Annotated in this window: 13 protein-coding genes and 1 pseudogene; 3 read left to right on the top strand and 11 right to left on the bottom strand. The window is 60.9% G+C overall.

Annotation, left to right across the window (positions count from 1 at the left end):
* The first annotated feature begins 151 nt into the window (after positions 1–151).
* Positions 152–412, top strand: a complete 261-nt coding sequence (locus tag NV382_RS11240; RefSeq protein WP_260596841.1) for a hypothetical protein — start codon at positions 152–154, stop codon at positions 410–412.
* A gap of 244 nt (positions 413–656) precedes the next feature.
* Positions 657–2,798 carry a putative bifunctional diguanylate cyclase/phosphodiesterase gene (locus NV382_RS11245; protein WP_260596842.1) on the top strand — a complete coding sequence of 714 codons (2,142 nt, stop codon included), beginning with the start codon at positions 657–659 and terminating at the stop codon, positions 2,796–2,798.
* A gap of 43 nt (positions 2,799–2,841) precedes the next feature.
* Here NV382_RS11245 and NV382_RS11250 read toward each other — a convergent pair whose 3' ends face one another.
* Entirely contained in the window at positions 2,842–4,734 is a 1,893-nt protein-coding gene (locus tag NV382_RS11250; protein WP_260596843.1) for a CocE/NonD family hydrolase, read from the bottom strand.
* A 406-nt stretch (positions 4,735–5,140) separates the two neighbouring features.
* On the opposite strand from NV382_RS11250, the gene NV382_RS11255 reads away from it, so the two are divergent.
* Entirely contained in the window at positions 5,141–5,500 is a 360-nt protein-coding gene (locus NV382_RS11255; RefSeq protein WP_260596844.1) for a hypothetical protein, read from the top strand.
* Between the two features lie 61 nt (positions 5,501–5,561).
* Here the strand turns inward: NV382_RS11255 and NV382_RS11260 are convergent, their stop codons facing one another.
* The 10 genes and pseudogenes from NV382_RS11260 to NV382_RS11305 all read right to left on the bottom strand — a co-directional run bounded on the left by NV382_RS11260 (position 5,562) and on the right by NV382_RS11305 (position 19,466).
* Complete coding sequence (locus NV382_RS11260) at positions 5,562–6,587, bottom strand: glycoside hydrolase family 43 protein (protein ID WP_418066682.1); 1,026 nt, start codon at positions 6,585–6,587, stop codon at positions 5,562–5,564.
* A gap of 16 nt (positions 6,588–6,603) precedes the next feature.
* Complete coding sequence (locus NV382_RS11265; protein WP_260596845.1) at positions 6,604–7,602, bottom strand: glycoside hydrolase family protein; 999 nt, start codon at positions 7,600–7,602, stop codon at positions 6,604–6,606.
* 23 nt (positions 7,603–7,625) lie between these two features.
* A complete protein-coding gene (locus NV382_RS11270; RefSeq protein ID WP_260596846.1) occupies positions 7,626–8,792 on the bottom strand; it encodes a glycoside hydrolase 5 family protein in 1,167 nt (388 codons plus the stop codon).
* Between the two features lie 23 nt (positions 8,793–8,815).
* A complete protein-coding gene (locus NV382_RS11275; protein ID WP_260596847.1) occupies positions 8,816–9,964 on the bottom strand; it encodes an aldose epimerase family protein in 1,149 nt (382 codons plus the stop codon).
* A 64-nt stretch (positions 9,965–10,028) separates the two neighbouring features.
* Positions 10,029–10,604: a hypothetical protein gene (locus NV382_RS11280; protein WP_260596848.1), complete on the bottom strand. Its 576-nt coding sequence runs from the start codon at positions 10,602–10,604 to the stop codon at positions 10,029–10,031.
* A gap of 13 nt (positions 10,605–10,617) precedes the next feature.
* Positions 10,618–13,452, bottom strand: a complete 2,835-nt coding sequence (locus NV382_RS11285) for a TonB-dependent receptor (RefSeq protein WP_260596849.1) — start codon at positions 13,450–13,452, stop codon at positions 10,618–10,620.
* A 167-nt stretch (positions 13,453–13,619) separates the two neighbouring features.
* A complete protein-coding gene (locus tag NV382_RS11290) occupies positions 13,620–15,737 on the bottom strand; it encodes an MGH1-like glycoside hydrolase domain-containing protein (protein WP_260596850.1) in 2,118 nt (705 codons plus the stop codon).
* Between the two features lie 97 nt (positions 15,738–15,834).
* Positions 15,835–16,863 (bottom strand): annotated as a pseudogene (locus tag NV382_RS11295) (glycoside hydrolase family 43 protein); the annotation flags it as partial.
* Between the two features lie 10 nt (positions 16,864–16,873).
* Complete coding sequence (locus NV382_RS11300) at positions 16,874–17,905, bottom strand: arabinan endo-1,5-alpha-L-arabinosidase (RefSeq protein ID WP_260596851.1); 1,032 nt, start codon at positions 17,903–17,905, stop codon at positions 16,874–16,876.
* Between the two features lies 1 nt (position 17,906).
* Positions 17,907–19,466, bottom strand: coding sequence for an alpha-N-arabinofuranosidase (locus NV382_RS11305; RefSeq protein WP_260596852.1), 1,560 nt, complete (start codon positions 19,464–19,466; stop codon positions 17,907–17,909).
* Positions 19,467–19,474 lie beyond the last annotated feature (8 nt).

A 19,474-nucleotide genomic window follows, 5' to 3' on the forward strand; every position in this document is an offset into this window, starting at 1 on the left:
TCGAGGCGGCAACCACACGTCTCCGGGCGCGCTTCACACGAACATCAATGCTCCGTTTTCCGGGCAAGTCGACTGGAATGTGCAGCGTGGTGCAAAAGCTGCGTCTGGACTGGTGAGGGGATTATCGGCTGTGTCGTCTCAGGAGGCATGTATGGACGCCGGTACCATCGAGCTGGTCAGGCAGCTCCTCTTGCGCGCAGGCATGGCGATGGAGGATTTCTGCCATATTGCCGTGCTTTCGCCGAACAATCCTGATGCGCTGATTGAAGCTACGGCTCAAATTGCAAAGGCAGTCGTTCACGCGGGTAAATTTGTTTCAGCCGCCGAGACATTAATACCCAAACGACCGCAGACAAGCACGCGGCATGGCTGCATTCGGTCACGAGGGCTGCCGATTAACGAATTCCTATAGGGTACCTGATACCCCTCCAGGATTGCCATACTCGCGTACTTCCGAGTGTTGCCTGACCCCTGCGGGATACCACCCTGTGTCATTAGAGCTGCCCGCCCGCTGGATTGGGGAAGCGATCGATCCACCACGAGATTTGGACTACCAGGCAGCCCACCTGACGGCCTTCGAGACGATTGTTGGACAGGCGGCTCGAGCTACATGCTGTGCGGCGGCAATAATATGTACGACTGTCGACGGGAACCTGATGCCGCTGGCCGGCAGCCGAGAGGGACCATTGCGCGGAGTGCTGCCTTTCCTTTTGGGAGACGGTCAGAGTGCGACAACCGCATCGGTTACACAGGTCATCGGAGGTCCACCGTTAGCGATTGGTTTCCGGGGCGAGTTCGGCGGTGACGTGCGGTTTGCGGCCGCTTTGCCGATCGCTGGCACGAACGGCGCCGTGCTCATCGTCCTCGACACACACGCGCGTCCGAGACTGAGTGCCGCGCAGACCTATGTGCTGCGGTCGCATGCCGCTCACTTGGCAACTTTGTTCGACATGGCGGTGCTTCAGGAGCGAGTCGACCTCGTCGACAGCACTGCAACGCGCGTCAGCCTTGAGCGCCTTCGTCTCCTGGAGTCCGTGGCCGTTCATGCGCGCGACTCCATCGTCATCACTCAGGCAGAGCCCATCGACCTGCCCGGCCCGCGCATTATCTATTGCAATGCGGCGTTTACCGAGGCGACCGGTTACTCCGCCGAGGAGGTGATGGGGCTGACGCCACGCATACTGCAGGGACCAAAGACCGATCCAGCATCACGGGCCAGGCTACGTCGCGCGCTGGCAGCGTGGGAGCCGATCGAGATCGAGATGATCAACTATCGCAAGGACGGCACCGAGTTCTGGGTGGAACTCAGCATCGTGCCTGTCGCGAACGAAATGGGCTGGTTCACGCATTGGGTGTCGGTTCAGCGCGACATCACCGAGCGCAAGGATGCACAAGAGCTGACGGCGCGGGTCCGGGTTGCAGAGATCGAAAACGAGGCGCTGGCCGCAGAGATACTCGAGCGCAAGCGGATCGAAGCCGAGCTGCAATATGCCGCCTTTCATGACAGTCTGACCCGGCTACGCAACCGGCCCTTCTTCATGGAGCGGCTGACCAAGGCGCTCGAGCGCCAAAGCCTGACCTGTGCGACATCTTGCTCCGTGCTCTTTCTCGACCTTGATCGCTTCAAGATCGTCAATGACAGCCTGGGGCACCTTGCCGGTGACGCGCTGCTCAAGGAGATAGCGCAGCGCCTCAGGCAATGCGTCCGTCCACAGGATACGCTCGCGCGGATCGGAGGAGACGAGTTTGCAATCCTGATCGAGGATACTGATGACCTGGAGATGCCGGTGGCAATTGCCGAGGCGATCATCGAAGTCTTGCGCGCGCCTGTTCAACTTGGACGGCAAAGCGTCTTCCCATCGTGCAGCATCGGCGTCGTGCTCGCCGGTGGCGCTGGTGCTGTACCTGACAACCTGATGCGTGACGCTGACATCGCCATGTACGAAGCCAAGCGCGCTGGCCGCGGCGACTATGCGATCTTCAACGCTTCGATGCACGAGGAGGCCGCAGGCCGGCTCACGCTGCAGACCGACCTGCGCCGTGCAATCGGTCGTGGCGAATTCAATCTTGCCTATCAACCGATCGTAGATCCAGCGACCAGCGCGATCCGCAGTTTCGAAGCCCTGTTGCGGTGGGATCATCCGGTACGCGGCGCGACCAATCCGGCCGACTTCATACCCGTTGCCGAGGAGATCGGGCTCATTCGAGAAATCGACCGCTGGGTGATGCGCAAAGCCTGTGAACAGCTCGCCGACTGGCACAAACGTTTTGGCAGTCGAGATCTCCGCCTCAGCATCAACACGTCTGTTGCAGGTTTCGTGGAACCCGATTTCGTGGCCATATTGTCAGGTGTTCTGCGCGAGTTCGATATCCCGCCCCAGACATTGGAACTGGAGATTACCGAGGGAATATTCCTGCATCCATCAGCGGAAATTGCCGAGACGATCGCCGCTGTGCGCGCGATGGGAGTACGCATTGCACTCGATGATTTCGGAACCGGTTACTCGTCGCTAAGCTACATCAATCGCTATCCGATCGACACGATCAAGATCGACAAGTCTTTCATCGATAGTGTCGGCACCAATCGCCAGACGCGTGCGATTGTCGAGTTGATCGTGAAGCTTGGCGTTGCACTCGACCTCAACATCATCGCTGAAGGCGTGGAGACGCAGGCCCAGACAGAGATCCTGATGCAATTAGGTTGCAGCGCAATTCAGGGTTATCACTTTGCCAGACCGCTGTCGGGAAGCGATGCTACTCGTGCACTGCTTGCAGCAATCCACACCCAATCTAATTAGGCGGCCTGCGTGCAGGCAGGCGAGTGCTCCATCGCTGCGCCACTCAGCGGCGCACAATTGGCAGCTCGATGTAGGACGCCGCCTCGCCGGCATGGTGGATCTGATTGTGCGCCACGACCATTCGCTTTTCGGCCTCGTTGTTGCCGCCGGTGTTCAGGTTGCGGACGAACTTCGGAAAGTTGGAAGACGTCACCTCCACTCGGATCCGGTGTCCCGGCAGGAAGGTGTTGCTGGTGGTCATGGGCGTCGGGCGAAGAGTGTAGACCTGCCCGGATGTCATTGCCGCCGGCTTGTCGAAGCCGTTGCGGTAGCGCGCGCGCAGGATCGTGTCGCCCAGGATGTAGGCAGTACCGTCCGGCGCGACATCTACCAGCTTGACCGCAAAGTCGGTGTCGAGCGCGTCTGAGGACACTTTTAGCACCGCTTGAACGAAGCCGGTGACGTCGGTCGGGCGCGTCATGGGATCGCTGGTGTACACCAGTACATCGTTACGCGCCTCAATGACCCGCTGGTCAAAAGCACCCGCCGTTACCAAGCCTCCGTTGCAGCAGTCACCGCCGCCGATGGTTTGGACAGGATTGGCCGGATCGTAGGTATAACGGTCCGCCGCCTCGCCCGCGGGCGGCGGGGCCGCATCGAGCCGCCCGTCACCATCAAGGCCATTCGCGCGCCCGCCCGAGCGCAGGTAGAGCCGCAATGTCGCGGTATTTTCCGGCGGCCACTGCTTCGCTTCGCTCCACCGGTTCGCCCCCATGTTGTAGTAGCGTACGGCCGGCGTGCTCGAGGGGAACGCCGAGCGGTTGCCCTTCAGCCAGCGATCGAAAAAGCTGTACACCTGTGCATCGACGTCGAAGCTCGGGTCGCCCAGGTTGCGGTCGCCCGAAATGAAGTCGGGGCCCAGCCGTGCAAAGGCGCAGTGCGTGTTGGGGGCCACCACGACGTACTGATTGGCGCTTGCCTCCGGATCAGATTTGCTCGCACGCGCGTGATTGAACAGCGCCATGTTCGGCCCGATAGACACGTCGTACCAGCTGTTGAACCACAGCGCAGGCACCCCCCACCCCATCGTGTCGTGGTAGAGTCCGCCCGTCTGCCACGCTGGATCGGCAGGGCCACTGCGAGCGGTGAACTGCTCGAAGGTCGCGGGCGGCTCACCAAGGTCCTTCAGCAGATCGGCATAGGGCAGATGCCGAATCTGCGACTGCCAGTTCACCTCGGGCTTCTTAGCGTCGAGGTCATTGTAGCGTGCAATGCGTGCGCGGGTTGACTGGTCAAGACCTCTCGGCAGCTCGGCACGTAGCGGGTTGTCGACCCCGTACAGCCAGACGTGGAACAGCGTGCGCGGCACACCGCCAGTGTACCAGTTGCCCTGCTCCTCGAACGCGCCGACCTTGCCGATCCCCGCGCCGGACGCCATCGGCACCATGGCCGCGTGCGCGGGGTGATTCATGCCTGCGAGGGCTAGCTGCCACTCAGCCGACGACGAGCAGCCAAGCGTGCCCACCTTCCCGTTCGACCAGGGTTGCTTTGCGATCCATGTCAGCGTGTCGTAGCCGTCGGTCTGTGGACGGCCCAGTATCTCGTATTTGCCTTCCGAAAAGTAGCGCCCTCGCTCACTTTGCACCACGAAGGCGTAGCCGCGCTTCACCGCCTCCAGCGCCCGGCGACTGGTCGCCACCTTGTAGGCCAGCTCGTTGTACGGCGTCTTCCACAGAATAGTGGGCAAGACGCCTACTGCATCTTTGGGACGGTAGATGTTCGTCGCTAGACCCACGCCGTCACGCATCGGCACCATGGCGATCATCTCGACCGTCGCCCGCTGTGTAAGTTCGCGCTCAATCGCCGCATCGGAGTATTTGGCGTAGTCTTGTGCCGGTGCGGCCGCGGCGAGGGAGATGGCAGCGACAGCCCCGAGCAGCTTCGTCAATGCATTCATCGATGCGCTCTCCATTCCGTCAAGGGGCTAAAGCCCCCAATCAATGTAAGCCGCTTAACGCTAGGCACGTCAACGCATACTCCTGAATTCGTCTGCCGGCTTCAACAAGCCTGGGTTGAGACGCGCCCGTCACACGAAACTTGTTTGGCTAGAAGGAGGGGACGGGTTGGCCTCCTCGCGAACGACGTCGTGTACGGTGACGGGCTGCCGCGGCTAGGCTGAATGTCAACGCCAAGGCCAGCAGCATGACCACGGCCCAGAAACCAGATGGCGTGATGTAGAGTTCCCAGCTCTGTTATAGTAGGCGGGTTAAAGCGCTGGCGGCCATCATGTTGCGTGTGCGGGTGAAGGCAAACAGATCGAACAGAGCCCTAGCTCACGACAACCAAGCAAGGACACAATCCCCGTGCGATCGTTCTTTACGCTGTCTATCTGCCTTGTACTTTGCGCCTGTAGCGGCGGTACGGATGGCCCGGCGGTCATCGACGGCAGCAGCCCGGAAGCTTTTAACCGCACCCTCGCCGCTGCCAAGCGCGACCTTGGACCCAAGGACCGGCTGAAGTTTGAGGCGGCGCTTGCCGAGTTCAGGGCCAGGACCTTTGCCAAGGCGGATTCGCGACAGGAATACCAGAAGCTGCTCAGGGACAGCCTGGACGGTTTGACCGGGCCGCGCGTTGTTGCGCAGTTCAACAAAGACGTTGACCGGGTTGGCGGTGACGCGGCCGACGCCGCCTTTGACGTGAAGCGCGTACTCAAGGGTCAGTAGAGCTTGCTCGTGGTCATTGCTGCAATGACTGCTGAAGAGTACTTACTGGAGCCGCTGATTATCAACTCGCAGGAGACCGCCGAGGAACCATGGACCCCGCCGGACGCTTGAAGATGGGCGATCCGTTCGATGACCAGTACACACGCTGAATGTGCGGAGCGCGATCACGGGTGCATCTCATGTCAGGCCGGGGATTGGCATGGTAGATGACCCACGTTTCCTGACCGTTCGAAGACTTGAAAAAACCGTTATGCCCCGGTGCAAAAACGCCTTGGTCTGGCGCCGTGGCAATCACCGGCCGTGTCGACTTGGTCCACGAGGCAGCGTCAAGCGGGTCGGATCCCGCAGGCGCGCTAAGTAACCCAACGGCATAGTCGTCGGACCAACAAGCACTAGCGGAATAGGTGAGGAACAGACGGCCGGTAGGACCTGCGAGGAATTCTGGGCCTTCGAGGATGCGTCGACCGCCTTGCTGTTCCCAAATCAAATCGGGTCTTGCGACGATCGACTCTCGCCCAGCTAATGTCCAAGGATTGGCCATGGCGACAATGGCCAGATCGCTTTCGGACCCGACATAGGGCGAATAAGCGAAAAAGCGTTTGCCCGACACTACGAAGGTTGTGCCATCAATGCCCGGGTACGCGGTCCTCAACTTGCCGCGGTCGAGCCAACTGCCTTGGGTAGGATCTGCACTGCTGTTCTCCAGCACGAAGATGCCGCGATGTGCATCATCATCATGACCAGATTCGGCGGCGGTGTAATAGATATACCAGCGGCCATTTATCCGATGGAGTTCAGGAGCCCAAATCGATACCCCGTTCACGCCTTTTTCAGGCGGCGTCCAGACTGTAATCTCAGGCGCATCGGCTAATCGCGCGATGTCTTTTACTTTGCGGATCGCAAGCCGGTTACCCAGCGTGTTCATATAGAAGAACGTTCCGCCGTACTGGGTGATCCAAGGATCGGGCCCCGATTGTAACAACGGGTTCACAAACGTGCGGCCGCCAGCACCCCCGGCAGGCGGAGAGAAGGCGAGTGCGCAAGCCATGATGCTAGCGCGGAGGAACATGCCGCCCTTGTCCGTCACATCTTCTCTCCGAGGGTTATTGGTTTGGGAAGGCAGCCACGATCGCGTCATATTGTTGGCGCGTGATGCCGATCATCGATCCGTGACGCGTGCCTGCGGGCATCTCGTAGCGATTCCACTCTGGCACGCCGCTATTGCCGGACACCTGATACCAAGGCCCCCTTAGCGTCGGCGCCATCGACAGGCCGTAGCTCGTCCCGGCATATTGCTCATAATATAGCAGCCAATCGATCTTATTAGGCGCCCGAATGATCGTCGGGGCTTCACGAAAATTCGGGCTCAGTGGGGAGGCCGGAAACGGGTAAGGGCCAAGCAGCTTCCTTGCGCAGCTAATCCGAATCGTCTTACCGGTTGGCCAAGAATAGGATGGATAGCGTTCATCCTTGATGATCACGCAGTATCCGCCGTGATCGTTCGGCTGCACGATTGTGTCGATGGTCGCCATGTCCCAAGTAAAAAGCCGGCGAGGTGGCGCAGCGAAGGTCTTGAGGTCGTCAGACTCTACATACAGCGTGCGCTGGCTACCCCAATAGCGTTCCGGATCCTGCGTAGAGCCGTCCAGATTGGGCGTGTGCCACGTCAGCAAGAACCGCCGCGATGCGTCATCATAAAATAGCTTCGGTGCCCCGATCCGTTGCAACGTATGCGGATGGCCATGAATGTTCTTCAGGTCCGGCTGATATGTCCCGAAGCTGGTCCAGCGCACCAGATCGTTGGACACCCAGAAGCGTATCAGCGGGTCATCGTCGCCCTTATTGCCGACCAAGTAATAGCGACCTTCGTTGCTCCGCGCGATTGAGGCATGCCCGTGATATGCCGCCGATACCGGCTTACCGCCATTCAGCCGCGTCCAGTGCAAACCATCTAGGCTGACTGAATAGAATAGCTCGCCATAATGCTCCTTTGTCATATGAGCGAACAGGTAAGCTTTAGCCGAATCCACATACGGCTTGGCAGGGCCACCTGGCGCCTGCGCAGCAGAGGCACCCGAAAGCGCCAGAAGGCCGACTAGCACTGCTGCGCCACCCCGCATTGATCTTAGCGCTTGGGCGATGCGGTTGAAGGTTCCTCAGCTGACGGTACGGCATGCTTCGGGCTTCCAGCAAGGCGACGGATCAAATCTGTCTCGGCCTTACGGTAGGGCGTGCCGTCTCCGCGGAAGACTTCGTGAAACCAGATTGTCGGTTCAGAGACAACGTAGGGCTTCTGCCAGCTGTCCCAAGGCAGCCGTGTCTGCGTACGTCCATCTACAAAACCCCAGTTCATGGCGGCAACATTGTAGCGCTTGGCGATCGGAAGCGATCCGTCGAACGTCGACCCGTTGCCACGTGCCATATATTCCGTGCACAGGATCGGCCGGTTGTAGGGCAGCAACTGCTTGATCCTGCCCTCGAATGTCTCGGGCCAATTATAGTCGTGGAACGTCACCACGTCTGACTGACCCAACTGCAACTTTTCCATGGCAGAGGCTTTGCCGCCTGGCCTCCAGTCGTCCCCAAGCCACACCCCGGAGGTCAGCGGTTGGCTCGGCTCTGCGTCGCGCGCCCAGCTGAATACCTGTGCCAACAGCGCGCGTACCAGCGGCTCCTTGCCCTCCTGTCCCTTGTATTGATCAGCGCCGTTATCGGGCTCGTTCCACAGGTCCCAACCGAGGATGCGGTCGTCGTTAGCAAATGCGCCGATCACTCCTTTCACGTAGTTTTTGTAGGCAGGATAACGGCTGCGATCACGCAGTCCGGGCATTCCGGGGCCCTGCACCCAACCTGAATTGTGCACACCGGGGATTGGGGGATGCTGCGGCCCGAGTTTGGGATCTGGATCCCAGCAGCTGTCGAACAGCACGAACAGTGGCTTGATGCCGTGTGCCTTGGCAATGGTCAGAAATTCACCAATGCGCCGCTTGAAGCCTTCACGATCCTGTTGCCACAATTGATCATGCAGGAACACGCGCATGGTGTTCATGCCGATACCCTGCGCAAGCCCCAGTTCGTAGTCGATCCGCTTGGGATCCCAGGTCGCAGCCTGCCACATCTCGAGCTGATTTATGGCGGTGGCAGGTGCGTAGTTCGCACCGACGAGCCAAGGCTGTTTAGCGTACCAGCCGTTCGCCTGCACTTCGGTCCAGCGGGCACGAGCCTCTGCCGGAGCCGCGATCAGCGCGCCCGAGGCAGCCGAGGCGAGCAGGCCCCATAAAACCAACTTCATTGTCTCTCTCCCGGCTAGCCAACTCAGCGCTGTATGATCAGCTTGTAGACCATCGTGTTCTTGTACGTCTGGCCTGGGTTCAGCCGCACCGAGGGGAAGTTCGGTTGGTTCGGTGCATCAGGGAAGAGCTGCGGCTCCATCACGATGGCATCGCCCATGCGATAAATCTGGCCGTTTTTCCCCGTAATCGTGCCGTTGAAGAAATTGCCCGAATAGAACTGTAGCCCTGGCTGGTTGGACCACAATTCGTAGCCGCGACCCGATACCGGCTCGAAAACGCGTGCCATCAGGTGCGTCGTCGGTGTCACTGCATCGCCGATCACCCAATTGTGATCATAACCGCGACCGAAGGCGATCTGCCGATCGCGCGCATCACGTACCCGGTCGCCGATCGCGCGGGGCGTGCGGAAGTCGAACACGGTGCCCGCCACCGGCGCATGCTGCCCCGTTGGAATAGCTGTCGCATCGGTCGGCGTGTATCGCTCCGCCGGGATGGTCACGAGATGGCCCATCGCGCCGCGCGGCGATCCGACGCCGGCCAGATTCCAATATGCGTGGTTGGAGATGTTGACGTATGTCGGCTTGTCGGTGGTCGCCCGATACTCGATCATCAACTGGTTGCGCTCGTCGAGCGAGTAGGTCGCGAAGGTCGTCAGCGTGCCCGGATAACCCATGTCGCCATCCGGGCTGACATAGCGCAGCGTCACCGAAGATACAGGGCCGCTCTTCACGTCGACTACATCCCACAGCACCTTGTCAAATCCCTTGCCGCCGCCATGCAGCGAGTTGGGACCGTCGTTGGTAGGCGTCTTGTAATTCTTGCCGTCGATCGTGAAGCGCCCCTTGGCGATACGATTGGCAACGCGGCCCACCGTCGCCCCAAAGAATTCCGGCTTGGCAAGATAGCCCTCGAGCGTGTCGTAACCGATCTGCACATCCGCCACCTTGCCTGCCTTGTCGGGCATCTTCAGCGCCTGCAGCGACGCGCCAAGCGCGATGACCGTGGCGGAAACGCCGCGACCATTGGTTAGGGTCACCGCCGGAACGTCACGGCCATCCGGCATGGTGCCGAAGTTCCCGCGCTGGGCGTCGGCGGCGCGCGCCTGCCCGGCAAAGGCGGCGGCGAACCCGAGGGTCGTGAGCGCTGTCACGGCAAGGAGTTTGCGGGTCATGGCTATGTTCTCTCCGTTCTTATCATTCCGGCACACTGGCGCACTCACTCAGCGGCTCGGACTCTCAGCGGCCATAGTTTAGAATGAAGACGGGACCGAGATCGATCGTCTGCTTTGCACAGCCGAGATGAAAGGCCGCGTTGAGAGCGCCCGGTGCGTAGGCCTGATCCGCCTTGCCGGACAGCTTGTACATCTTCCATTCGGGCGTAACGTCGAACGCCTGCTCGAAGATCGTCCGCACCACCGGCGTCGCTTCCAGTTGAACCCGGCAGAGCTTGCCCGGCGCACCAGCCTCGGTACGCTGCGCCCGCGCCCAAAACGCGACGACTATGCGATCGCCCTCCTTTATCGGCTTCAGTGTCGGGGTGATCGCACCGATGCGGCCGAACTCAGCCATAACGCTGCTAATCGGAACGCGCAGCGCCTTGCCGAATTGCACGGTCTTGTCCGCGCGAACTTCAGGCGGAATGCGCTGGCCATAAGGGCGCAGCGCCTCCGCGCGAGGATCGTTGACCAAACGCTCGGCGAACACTGCCTCTGCTGACTGAGCGGATGGCACCGGTGTTTGAGCCGGAGCTTGCGCCGTCGCCGGAAACACGGGTGCGGTAAGCGCCGCACTCAATAGAACTAAGTGCTTCATGGCTATCCTCCGGTCAGAAGCGGAACCGCACGCCGAGCGAATAGGCTCGCTCGAGATCTAAGACCTGGCGCGAGTAGCTATCGCCATTGTCGTACTGACGCGAGCGCTGCAGCGGATTGCCGAGGAGATTGATGATGTCGAACGCCACAGTGATGTTCGGCACCGGCGTGATCGAGGTCGAAAAATCGACCTGGCCACGGCCCTTCTCGATCACGGCATGCGCGATCGGATCGAACGCTTCGAGGCTGTAGAACGACACGAAGTCCGAACGATAGTTATAGGCGACGCGGGCGGAGAATTTCGGCCGTTCGTAGAGCGCGACGACGTTGCCGGTCCATTTCGATACGCCCGGGAATCTCTGCTGCTCGTTGCCCAACGTCGCCGCAAAATTCGGCTGGATATCGCCCTTGGCATCGATGAACGTGCCGTTGGCCTGCACGCCGAAGCCCTTCGCCCAGTCCGGCAGCCCGTCGATATCGAGGAAGCTGGTGAACGACACTTCCGCGCCCTGGAGTCGGGTCTTGCCGACGTTCACCGGCCGGTTGATGCGTAAGCCGGCCTGGCTGCGGTCGTCGACCCCGAACACGAACCCATCGGCATCGTGCCTGAATACTGCCGCCGTGAAGGATCCCGCGCGCGAGAAATAATATTCCAAGCTCGCATCGTAATTGTTCGATGTCAGTGGCTTGAGATCGGGGTTGCCGGCCGAACCGCCGCGACGCCTCCGTTCGATGCAAGGCTCCGTCACAACGGTAGCGTCGAAGCAGGGATCGTTCCGATCGGTGATGACGACGGGCTGGCCGAGCGATGTATTCGGCCGCAAATCAAAGAAATTCGGCCGCGTACGCGTCTGGGTATAAGCAAGGCGCAATTGCAGCTTGTCGCTGAGCGCGATCCGCGCACTCGCGTTGGGCAGATAGTCGGTATAGTCGCTCTTGGCGCTAACGGCCGGGAAATCCAGTATTTCGCCATTGTCGGCGGGATTTACCCCCAGCACGATGCGCGAAAAGCCATCGATCCGCGTCTTCGTCTTGATCGCGCGCAAGCCGACCACGCCGTCAATAACGGTGTCGCCTAGGTCGAAGCCGTATTTCAGCTGCGCATAGGCAGCATAGGACTTCTCGTTCGCGCGGAAGTTCTCGCTGGGGATGAACGCCGGGACGCCCGCTGGGACACCGAACCTGCTGCGTAATTGAACCAGATTGTCACGAATGCTATCGCGGGTGGCCGCTGCAAAGGTCTTGTTAGGCTGCGCATCGTTATAGGTGAAGCCCGGCAAAGTGGCCCTGACATCCAGCCCCAGATCAGTCAACGGAATGCGGTCACCTTCGTTGTTCCGATAGATATCGCCGCGATCGCGCTGTGCCTTGCGATCGCCGTAGCGTACGCCCACCTGCAGCCGCTTCAGGAAACCCATGTCGAGGTCGTAGGACAGATCAGTGCGCGCCTGCCAATCCTGCCCGCTGACCACCAGCAACTCCTGATACAGGCCACGGCTAATATAGTTGGCGGGATCGGAGATGTTGAAATTGACGAAGCTCTGGCTCGCGCCGCCATTCTTCGACGCGTCGAACTGGACGTTGCGCACCGGCGATTCGGCCATGGCATAATCGAGGTTGACGTTGTCGGCGGTGTATTTGCTGTCCGTATAGGCCAGATCGGCAGAGATTTCGAGCCGGTCGCGCTTCCAGATCGCGCCACCGCCGGCCTGATAAGTGTCGGTCTTGCCGTTGAACGAACCGCTATACCCGTCCGGCCGCGACGCGCCGCTGACGGTGGCACTGGTGATCTGGTCGCTGCCCGGACGTGTCACCACGTTGGTCAGCGTAATGTCGCCGAAGATCGGCACGAACATGAAGCGGTTGTAATCCTTCGAGCGGAAGCCCTGGTACAAACCGTCGGCATAGATTTCGAGCTCGGCGGTCGGCTTCCACTGGAAGGCGGCGTTGGCCGACGGGCGGTAGCGCGCGCCATAGCCGAGAAAATTGCCCTGTGCGTCGGGGAAGCGCAGCCCCGCCGGCTGGCCCGGCGCGTTGTTGGAAATTGCGCCATTGTCGGGATTGACCTGGTTGGTCCGAGCGATGACCAGCGATTGCTCGCGCGTCGAATCGAGGAAGTTGATGCCGACATAGGAGGCGTTGACCAGCAGGCCCATCTCGCCGATGCCGGTATCCCAGCGGTTGCTGATCAGCAGATTGCCGTTGGGCACGATCTTCTCGGACTGCTGCGACAGCACGCCATTGGCCGAACCGGACAGTTCGAATCCGCTGAAGTCGAACGGCTTACGCCCGCGCACGTTGATCGCGCCGGCGATGCCGCCCTCGATCTGAGGCGCGAGGCCGGACTTGTACACTTCCAGCGCGGCAACCGTACCGGCAGGGAAGTCCTGAATCTGGACGTAGCGGCCCTCCGCAGTGAAGATCTGGCGACCATTGTAGGTCGTGGTGAGATCCGGAAGGCCGCGAACGGTAACGCCCGCCGATTCGCCACCACCACGCGTCACTGCCACGCCTGCGACCCGCTGCAGCGCGGAAGAAGCGAACGTGTCCGGGAGTTTGCCGATATCCTCGGCGACCACCGCATCGACGATGCCGTCTGAGAGGCGCTTGATGTTCTGCGCCGATTGCAGGCTGCGGCGGAAGCCGGTGACGACGACGTCGCTACCCTCGACGGGGCTGTCCTGTACAGAGTCGGCGGGCGCAGTAGGGCTGGTGCTTTGATCGGACGGGCTAACCGGCTTCGGTGCCTCTTGAACTCCAGCGTCCGGTGTAGTCTGCGCTGCAAGCGGCGATAGTCCGACAAGCGCACTGGCGGCTACAGATGCACGAAGAAACGCCTTGGCGTTCATAACCTCTCCCCTAACTTACACCGCCGGTTGTTCCGAGCGGCATTGTCCTGCTAGGACGTTAAGCAAGAGCAGACAATATGCATTTGTCCGATTAAATGGATTGTGTCTTTTCGATCACAATGGTGCCAATCGCCGCGCGAGAGCGCCCAAGCGCGGCAGGCCGCGGCTCAGAAGAGCTTGATCTCGACCAATCGGGTACGCCTCTGAGCCTCTTGTCTGACTATAAGGCGAATTTTATCCGTTGAGATCGCGTTCCAGATTACGGTGGTAACTCCATTCGCTAGCACGGGCGGGTTGGTAGTTCGCAGATCGCGCCAGCCAGTCGCAGTTCGCATCTGCAGCCTGTAAGATGCGGGCGCTGCAAACTGCTCGCCGTCGGCAAAAAAGGCCAGTTCCGCTCGCGACAGGGAGGTCGGCCGGCCAAAGTCGACGCTGAACCATTGCGGCGCCCGGGATATGGTGGAATCCCATCCGTTTGGTAGCTCGGGGAAGAACCACACACGGCCGTCTATGGCGTCATGTATCTTCTCGGCATCAGCATTGCTCGATGCGCTACCCCTTGGAAACTCGCCTCGCACCAACTGCACCGAACGCGCAATAGGGTGTACAGGCGCAGGTTCCTCCCGACGCGTCAGGGCTACTGTCACCCGGCCGATCGTTGCGCGATGCGCTACCCGCTTCCCGTCCACCGTAATCGTCAGGCCAGCCTGACCATAACGACGCCCATCAGCGTCCCAGGTCACCGACACGTCGTGGCCATGATAGCGCACGTTCTGAACGTGGAACCAGGGCAGCGCCTGCTTGTCACCCGCCTCAGGCAAGAGCGGATTTACCTCCAGAACATCGTCGGCACGTGGGCGAATGCCCACTAGGCCGGTGAGGACTAGGTCATTGAAGCCGGAATGAAAATAGTGGTGGCTGCGTGGTAAGCCGACGATCGGGTCGCCAGTATCGGGATGATAATCCTCCTCAAGATCGAGCCGGCCGCCGTGAAAGTGCAACGACGCATATTGCCGCAGCAGCCGCATGTAATCGCTGCGTGTCACTACCGACTGGTGGTAATGATCGAGCAAGTTAGCCATGCCGATCAACACCTGTGTTGTCTGAAAGGGCCAGGTGGGACCATTCCACTGGCATTCCGGCGCGCTCCCTTCGTAGCGATATTGTCGCATATAATATTCGTAGGTGGGCTCGACCGTCCGGAGCCCCTTGTCTCCCCCAAACCCCTTAGCGTCTAGCGCGTGTCGCCACGCTCCTGCATAGCGCTCCTCGTCATCGACCAGATTGAAGGTCCACGGGAGATAGCCAACCAACTCTCGCCCGCGGATCGGCTGCCAGTATTTCACAAATTGATTATCGGTCTTAAAGCGATCGATGAAGTGGCCAAGTCCAGGGCTCCACAGGCTCTCCTGTACACGCGCCCTTATGGCGGCAGCGCGGCTATTGTATTCAGCGGCTGCGTCTGAATCGCCAGACAGTTTTGCGAGTTCCGCAATGGCCCGGGCATTAGCGAACATATACGCATTGATTGACGGGCGGAATGAATCTCCGCCGCGAAATCCGTCTTTGCCGCCCGATGCATCAATAGACGAAATCGTGTATTCGGTAGCATCGAGCAGTGGCTCGACCCAATATAGCCCCTTGGCAAAATCATAGCGGTCGTCCCAGAGCCGATAAATATGGCGCATTGCGCCAAGATGCCGCGTCGCTGCGCTACGGTCACCATCGACGAGGTATCGACCGTAAACCGAGTCGGCCATGTAGTCGGTGAAGTGGCGATCGTTGCCGCCTTGGTACATGAAACGGATGTAATCGTCCGTATAACGCCGGTCACGCAGCCAGCGTCCTTCAGCAATGTGAAACCCAGTTGCGTCGTTTAGGCTGGCGTAGGGATCGCGCTGCCAGCCGACATCGTCGAGGAACTCGGTAGATATAAAGCCTTCGGCGCCGAGATCCCGCTGGTGCGCTCGAAACATAGCCCAGCGATAGTAATAGACGGTATCAATCGCCGAATCTGCAGATTCAAAGAATGGGATGCGACTTACGTACCAAGGCGCATCATTGCCGAACCGCGCATGGGAGATGCGGTCACTATCCAGTATCGGCACTGCCGATGCCGGTGCGGAACTAGAAAATGCCGCCCCAAGCAGAACGGCCTGCGCGAATTGCCTCAGTGTCGCTCGCATCATGCGAGTGGCGATAATGTTCGATAGGTTACGACATCCTGCGGAGGCGAGTTCCAAAGCACGCCATGTTTGGTGGTGCTGGCGCTTAGAACTGCCCATGATGCGCGTACCTCTTTCTTGGGCACCTTTTGGTCGGTAGATATTGCCGAGGCGATCGCACCTTCCGCGGGAGAGGCGGTCGACCTAACGGCCGTTATAGCCGGCCGTTCGCGAAGGGCACACCGAAGTCCGGACCGCCATTCGCGCCGAATTTGAACGGCTGCATGCGCGTGTGGCGGTTGGGATCGAACAACGGGTCGCCCTTGATCGCCGCATAGTCGCGGGCGTGGTAGACCAGCATGTCACGGCCATTCTCGTCAATTGTAAAGCTGTTATGCCCTGGGCCGAACACCTTGTGCTCTGGCGACGACTTGAACACCGGCTGCGGTGATTTGACCCATACCGCCGGGTCCATCAGGTTCGCATCGTCTTTCGCCCGCATCATTCCCATGCAGTAACGCTCGTCTGTGGCACTTGCCGAATACGTGATGAACACCTGGCCATTGCGCGCCAGGAAGGCCGGCGCCTCGGCGACCTTGAAGCCGCGGATCTCCCAGTCGAGCGTCGGCACAGTCAGCCGCGTGGGCTTTGAACCGAGTGTCAGCGCGGTCTTAAGCGGGGCGAGATACAGGTTCGAATTGGTGTCGATCCCCTCTTCGCGTTGTGCCCAGCACAAATAGCGCGTGCCGCGATGCGTGAAGACCGTCGAGTCGAGATTGAAGCTGTCCCACGCCAGCTGCAACTGGCCGAGCACGGACCACTTGCCCGTCATTGGATCCCTGCCGTCACACACGACGGCATAGGTGCGGATGCGGAACACGTCCTCGCCACCGCCGCTCGGGCCGGCCGCAAAATACATCACCCATTTGTCGTCGATGAGGTGCAGTTCGGGCGCCCACAGAAAGCCGGACATCGGCCCGGTCTTCTCGTGCCGCCAGAGCACGCGCTCCTGCGCGGTGGCAAGACCGGCGAGCGTCTTGGAGCGGCGCAGCACCAGCCGGTCATATTCCGGCACCGATCCGGTCATGTAATACCAGCCGTCGCTATGGCGGAACACCTGCGCATCGGCGCGCTGCCGCACCAGCGGATTGACGATGCCCTTGGCGGCGGGTGGGCGCGAGAAGGCGGGCGTGGCGGTTGCTACAGCGGCTCCGGCAAGGAACAGGCGGCGCGATATAGTGTCCATGTTCTCTCCTCTAGCGGGCTGTGGGCCAGCCGTCCGCGTCCCAGCTCAGGCTCGCGATACGGAGGGTCGGCGCCCCGTTCTTGTCTTTGTCATAGGCGTGATAGACGATCAGGTCGGTGCCATTGCTATCGCGGAAATGTCCCGAATGGCCGGGCCCGCGGAAGCGCTGTTTCTCCTGCAGGTCTGCGCGCAGCAGGATCGTGCCGCCGCCCTCGAGCAGCGAGCTGCCATCCTTTCCGCGATAAGGCCCGGCCACAGTCTTCGAACGACCAATCACTGTGTAATAGGTGCTATTCACGCCCTTGCAGCAGTAATCGTAGCTGGCGAGCAGCCAGTACCAGCCTCCGCGTTCGAAGATGTACGGCGCCTCGACGATCGACGGCGCACCGGCCGGCACCGGCCGGCGCGCGATCGACACCGGCTTTGCGCCCGGATGCAGCAATTTGCCTGTCGCCGGGTTCAGCTCGAACAATTTGAGTCCGGTCCAGAAGCTCCCGAGCGCGAGCCAATGGCGGCCCTGCTTGTCGACGACGAAGGCGGGATCGATCGCATTGAAATCATCGCCCGGCTGCGAGGCCACCACGAGCCCCTCGTCACGCCAGCCATAGCCCGGCTTGCTCTGATCGAGCGTTGCGCTGGTGGCGACGCCGATGCCTGAGCGGTTCGAGCCGAAGGTCGAGGCCGAATAATACAGCCGGTATCGGTCGTTCACATAGGAAATGTCGGGCGCCCAGAGGCTCTTGGCGCCGGGGATGGTGCCCGCCACCCAGGCGGGCAGTGCCGCGAACGGCGCCGCCGCGATCTCCCAATGAACCAGATCGCGCGAGGTGCGGTGCGACACCACCCCCTGCCCGTCTCGGCCAATCCCGGTCGAGAAAACGTGATAAATATCGCCTTCGCGAATCAGCACTGGATCATGGACTGGCGCGATATCGCCCGCGATCCGGCTGTTGAGGCTGGTCGGCTCCTGCTGCGCGGGCGCTGGGGCGGTGGCGAGCGCCAGCATTGCTGCCAGCGCTCCCATGATCACGTTGCGACGCATGTCAGCGCAGCTCGAGCATCACGACCGACTTGGCCGGCAGCGTGACCGTCAGCATATTGCCCTGCACCTGCGCGCCGTTGAAGGCCAACGGGGTTACCGCCTCGGGGACGCCAAAATCGTTGCGCGCGTTCATCACCGAAGCGGTGAGCACGCGGCCCGAGACGCTGCTCGCCGTGACTCCGGCCAGCGACACCGAAATGGTCACCGACCGTTCGGGATCGGCGTTGGCAAGGCCGACATGGACCAGCCCGTCCTTGCCGCGCACGGCGCTCCCGCTGACCTGCGGGATCGTCCACTGGTCCTTGTTGTACCAAGGAGACTTAATCTGGAGCGGCAGCACCGTGCCGTCCATGTACGGCTTGTACATCTCGAACACGTAATAGGTCGGCGTTAGCACCATCTTGCTGCCGTCGGTCAGGATCATCGCCTGCAGCACGTTCACCATCTGCGCGATCGCGGTCATCTTCACGCGCTCGGCATGCTTGGCGAACACGTTGAGATGAATCGCCGCGACAAGCGCGTCGCGCAGCGTGTTCTGCTGACGCAGGAAGCCCGGATGCGTGCCCGGATCCTGTGCGAACCAAGTGCCCCATTCGTCAACCGCGAGCCAGATCTTCTTCTGCGGATCATACTTGTCCATGATCGCGCTATGCTTGGTGATCAGCTCGTCCATCTTCCACGCGCCGGCCAGGGTTTCAGCCCAGGCGGTCTCATCGAACTCGGTCGGCGAGGCGCGCGGCGGCCAGCTGCCGGGGATCGTGTAATAGTGCAGCGACACGGCATCGATTTGGCCGATCGCCTCGCGCATCATCACTTCAGTCCATTTGTAATCATCGACATTGGCACCGGCGGCGATCTTCAGAATGCGCGTACCGGCAGGTGCTTTGATGAACGTCGCGTAGCGGCGGGTCAGGTCGGCGGCGTATTCGGGCCGCATGTTGCCACCGCAGCCCCACAACTCGTTGCCGACGCCGAAATACGGCACCTTCCAGGGCGCCTTGTGGCCGTTACGAGCGCGCTCTTCGGCCAGCGTCCCCGAGGGCGAAGTCATGTACTCGACCCACTCGGCCATCTCCTGTGGCGTGCCGTTACCAACATTGCCGGCGATATAAGCTTCCGCGCCGATCTGCTCGGTCACGTCCATGAATTCGTGCGTGCCGACGGTGTTTGGCTCGGTCACGCCGCCCCAATGCGTGTTGATCTTTACCGGGCGCTTGCCCTTCGCGCCGATGCCCTCCCGCCAGTGATATTCATCGGCGAAGCAGCCGCCAGGCCAGCGGATCACCGGCACGCCGAGCCGCTTGAGCGCGCCGACCACGTCGTTACGAAAGCCGCGCGTGTTGGGGATCTTCTTGTCGTTGCCGACCCACAGGCCGCCATAGATGCCGTTGCCGAGATGCTCGGCAAACTGCGTGAAGATGCGCTTGTCATAGACCGGACCCGGCTTGTCGGCCTGCAGCGTCGCAGTGACGGGCGCCTCGGCCGGTGCGGTCTGCGCCCCGGCGATGACAGTGGTCGACAGCAGGAAAGCGGCGGCGAGGCCGCGCATTGTCCGTGACATCACTCTCT

This window comes from Sphingomonas endolithica, assembly GCF_025231525.1.
Classification (GTDB): Bacteria; Pseudomonadota; Alphaproteobacteria; order Sphingomonadales; family Sphingomonadaceae; genus Sphingomonas; species Sphingomonas endolithica.

Bases quoted from the DNA above. Each gene is read 5' to 3' on its own strand.
- NV382_RS11240 (WP_260596841.1), top strand. From the start codon at position 152: ATGGACGCCGGTACCATCGAGCTGGTCAGGCAGCTCCTCTTGCGCGCA.
- NV382_RS11245 (WP_260596842.1), top strand. From the start codon at position 657: ATGCCGCTGGCCGGCAGCCGAGAGGGACCATTGCGCGGAGTGCTGCCT.
- NV382_RS11250 (WP_260596843.1), bottom strand. From the start codon at position 4,734: ATGAATGCATTGACGAAGCTGCTCGGGGCTGTCGCTGCCATCTCCCTC.
- NV382_RS11270 (WP_260596846.1), bottom strand. From the start codon at position 8,792: ATGAAGTTGGTTTTATGGGGCCTGCTCGCCTCGGCTGCCTCGGGCGCG.
- NV382_RS11275 (WP_260596847.1), bottom strand. From the start codon at position 9,964: ATGACCCGCAAACTCCTTGCCGTGACAGCGCTCACGACCCTCGGGTTC.
- NV382_RS11280 (WP_260596848.1), bottom strand. From the start codon at position 10,604: ATGAAGCACTTAGTTCTATTGAGTGCGGCGCTTACCGCACCCGTGTTT.
- NV382_RS11285 (WP_260596849.1), bottom strand. From the start codon at position 13,452: ATGAACGCCAAGGCGTTTCTTCGTGCATCTGTAGCCGCCAGTGCGCTT.
- NV382_RS11290 (WP_260596850.1), bottom strand. From the start codon at position 15,737: ATGGGCAGTTCTAAGCGCCAGCACCACCAAACATGGCGTGCTTTGGAA.
- NV382_RS11300 (WP_260596851.1), bottom strand. From the start codon at position 17,905: ATGCGTCGCAACGTGATCATGGGAGCGCTGGCAGCAATGCTGGCGCTC.
- NV382_RS11305 (WP_260596852.1), bottom strand. From the start codon at position 19,466: ATGTCACGGACAATGCGCGGCCTCGCCGCCGCTTTCCTGCTGTCGACC.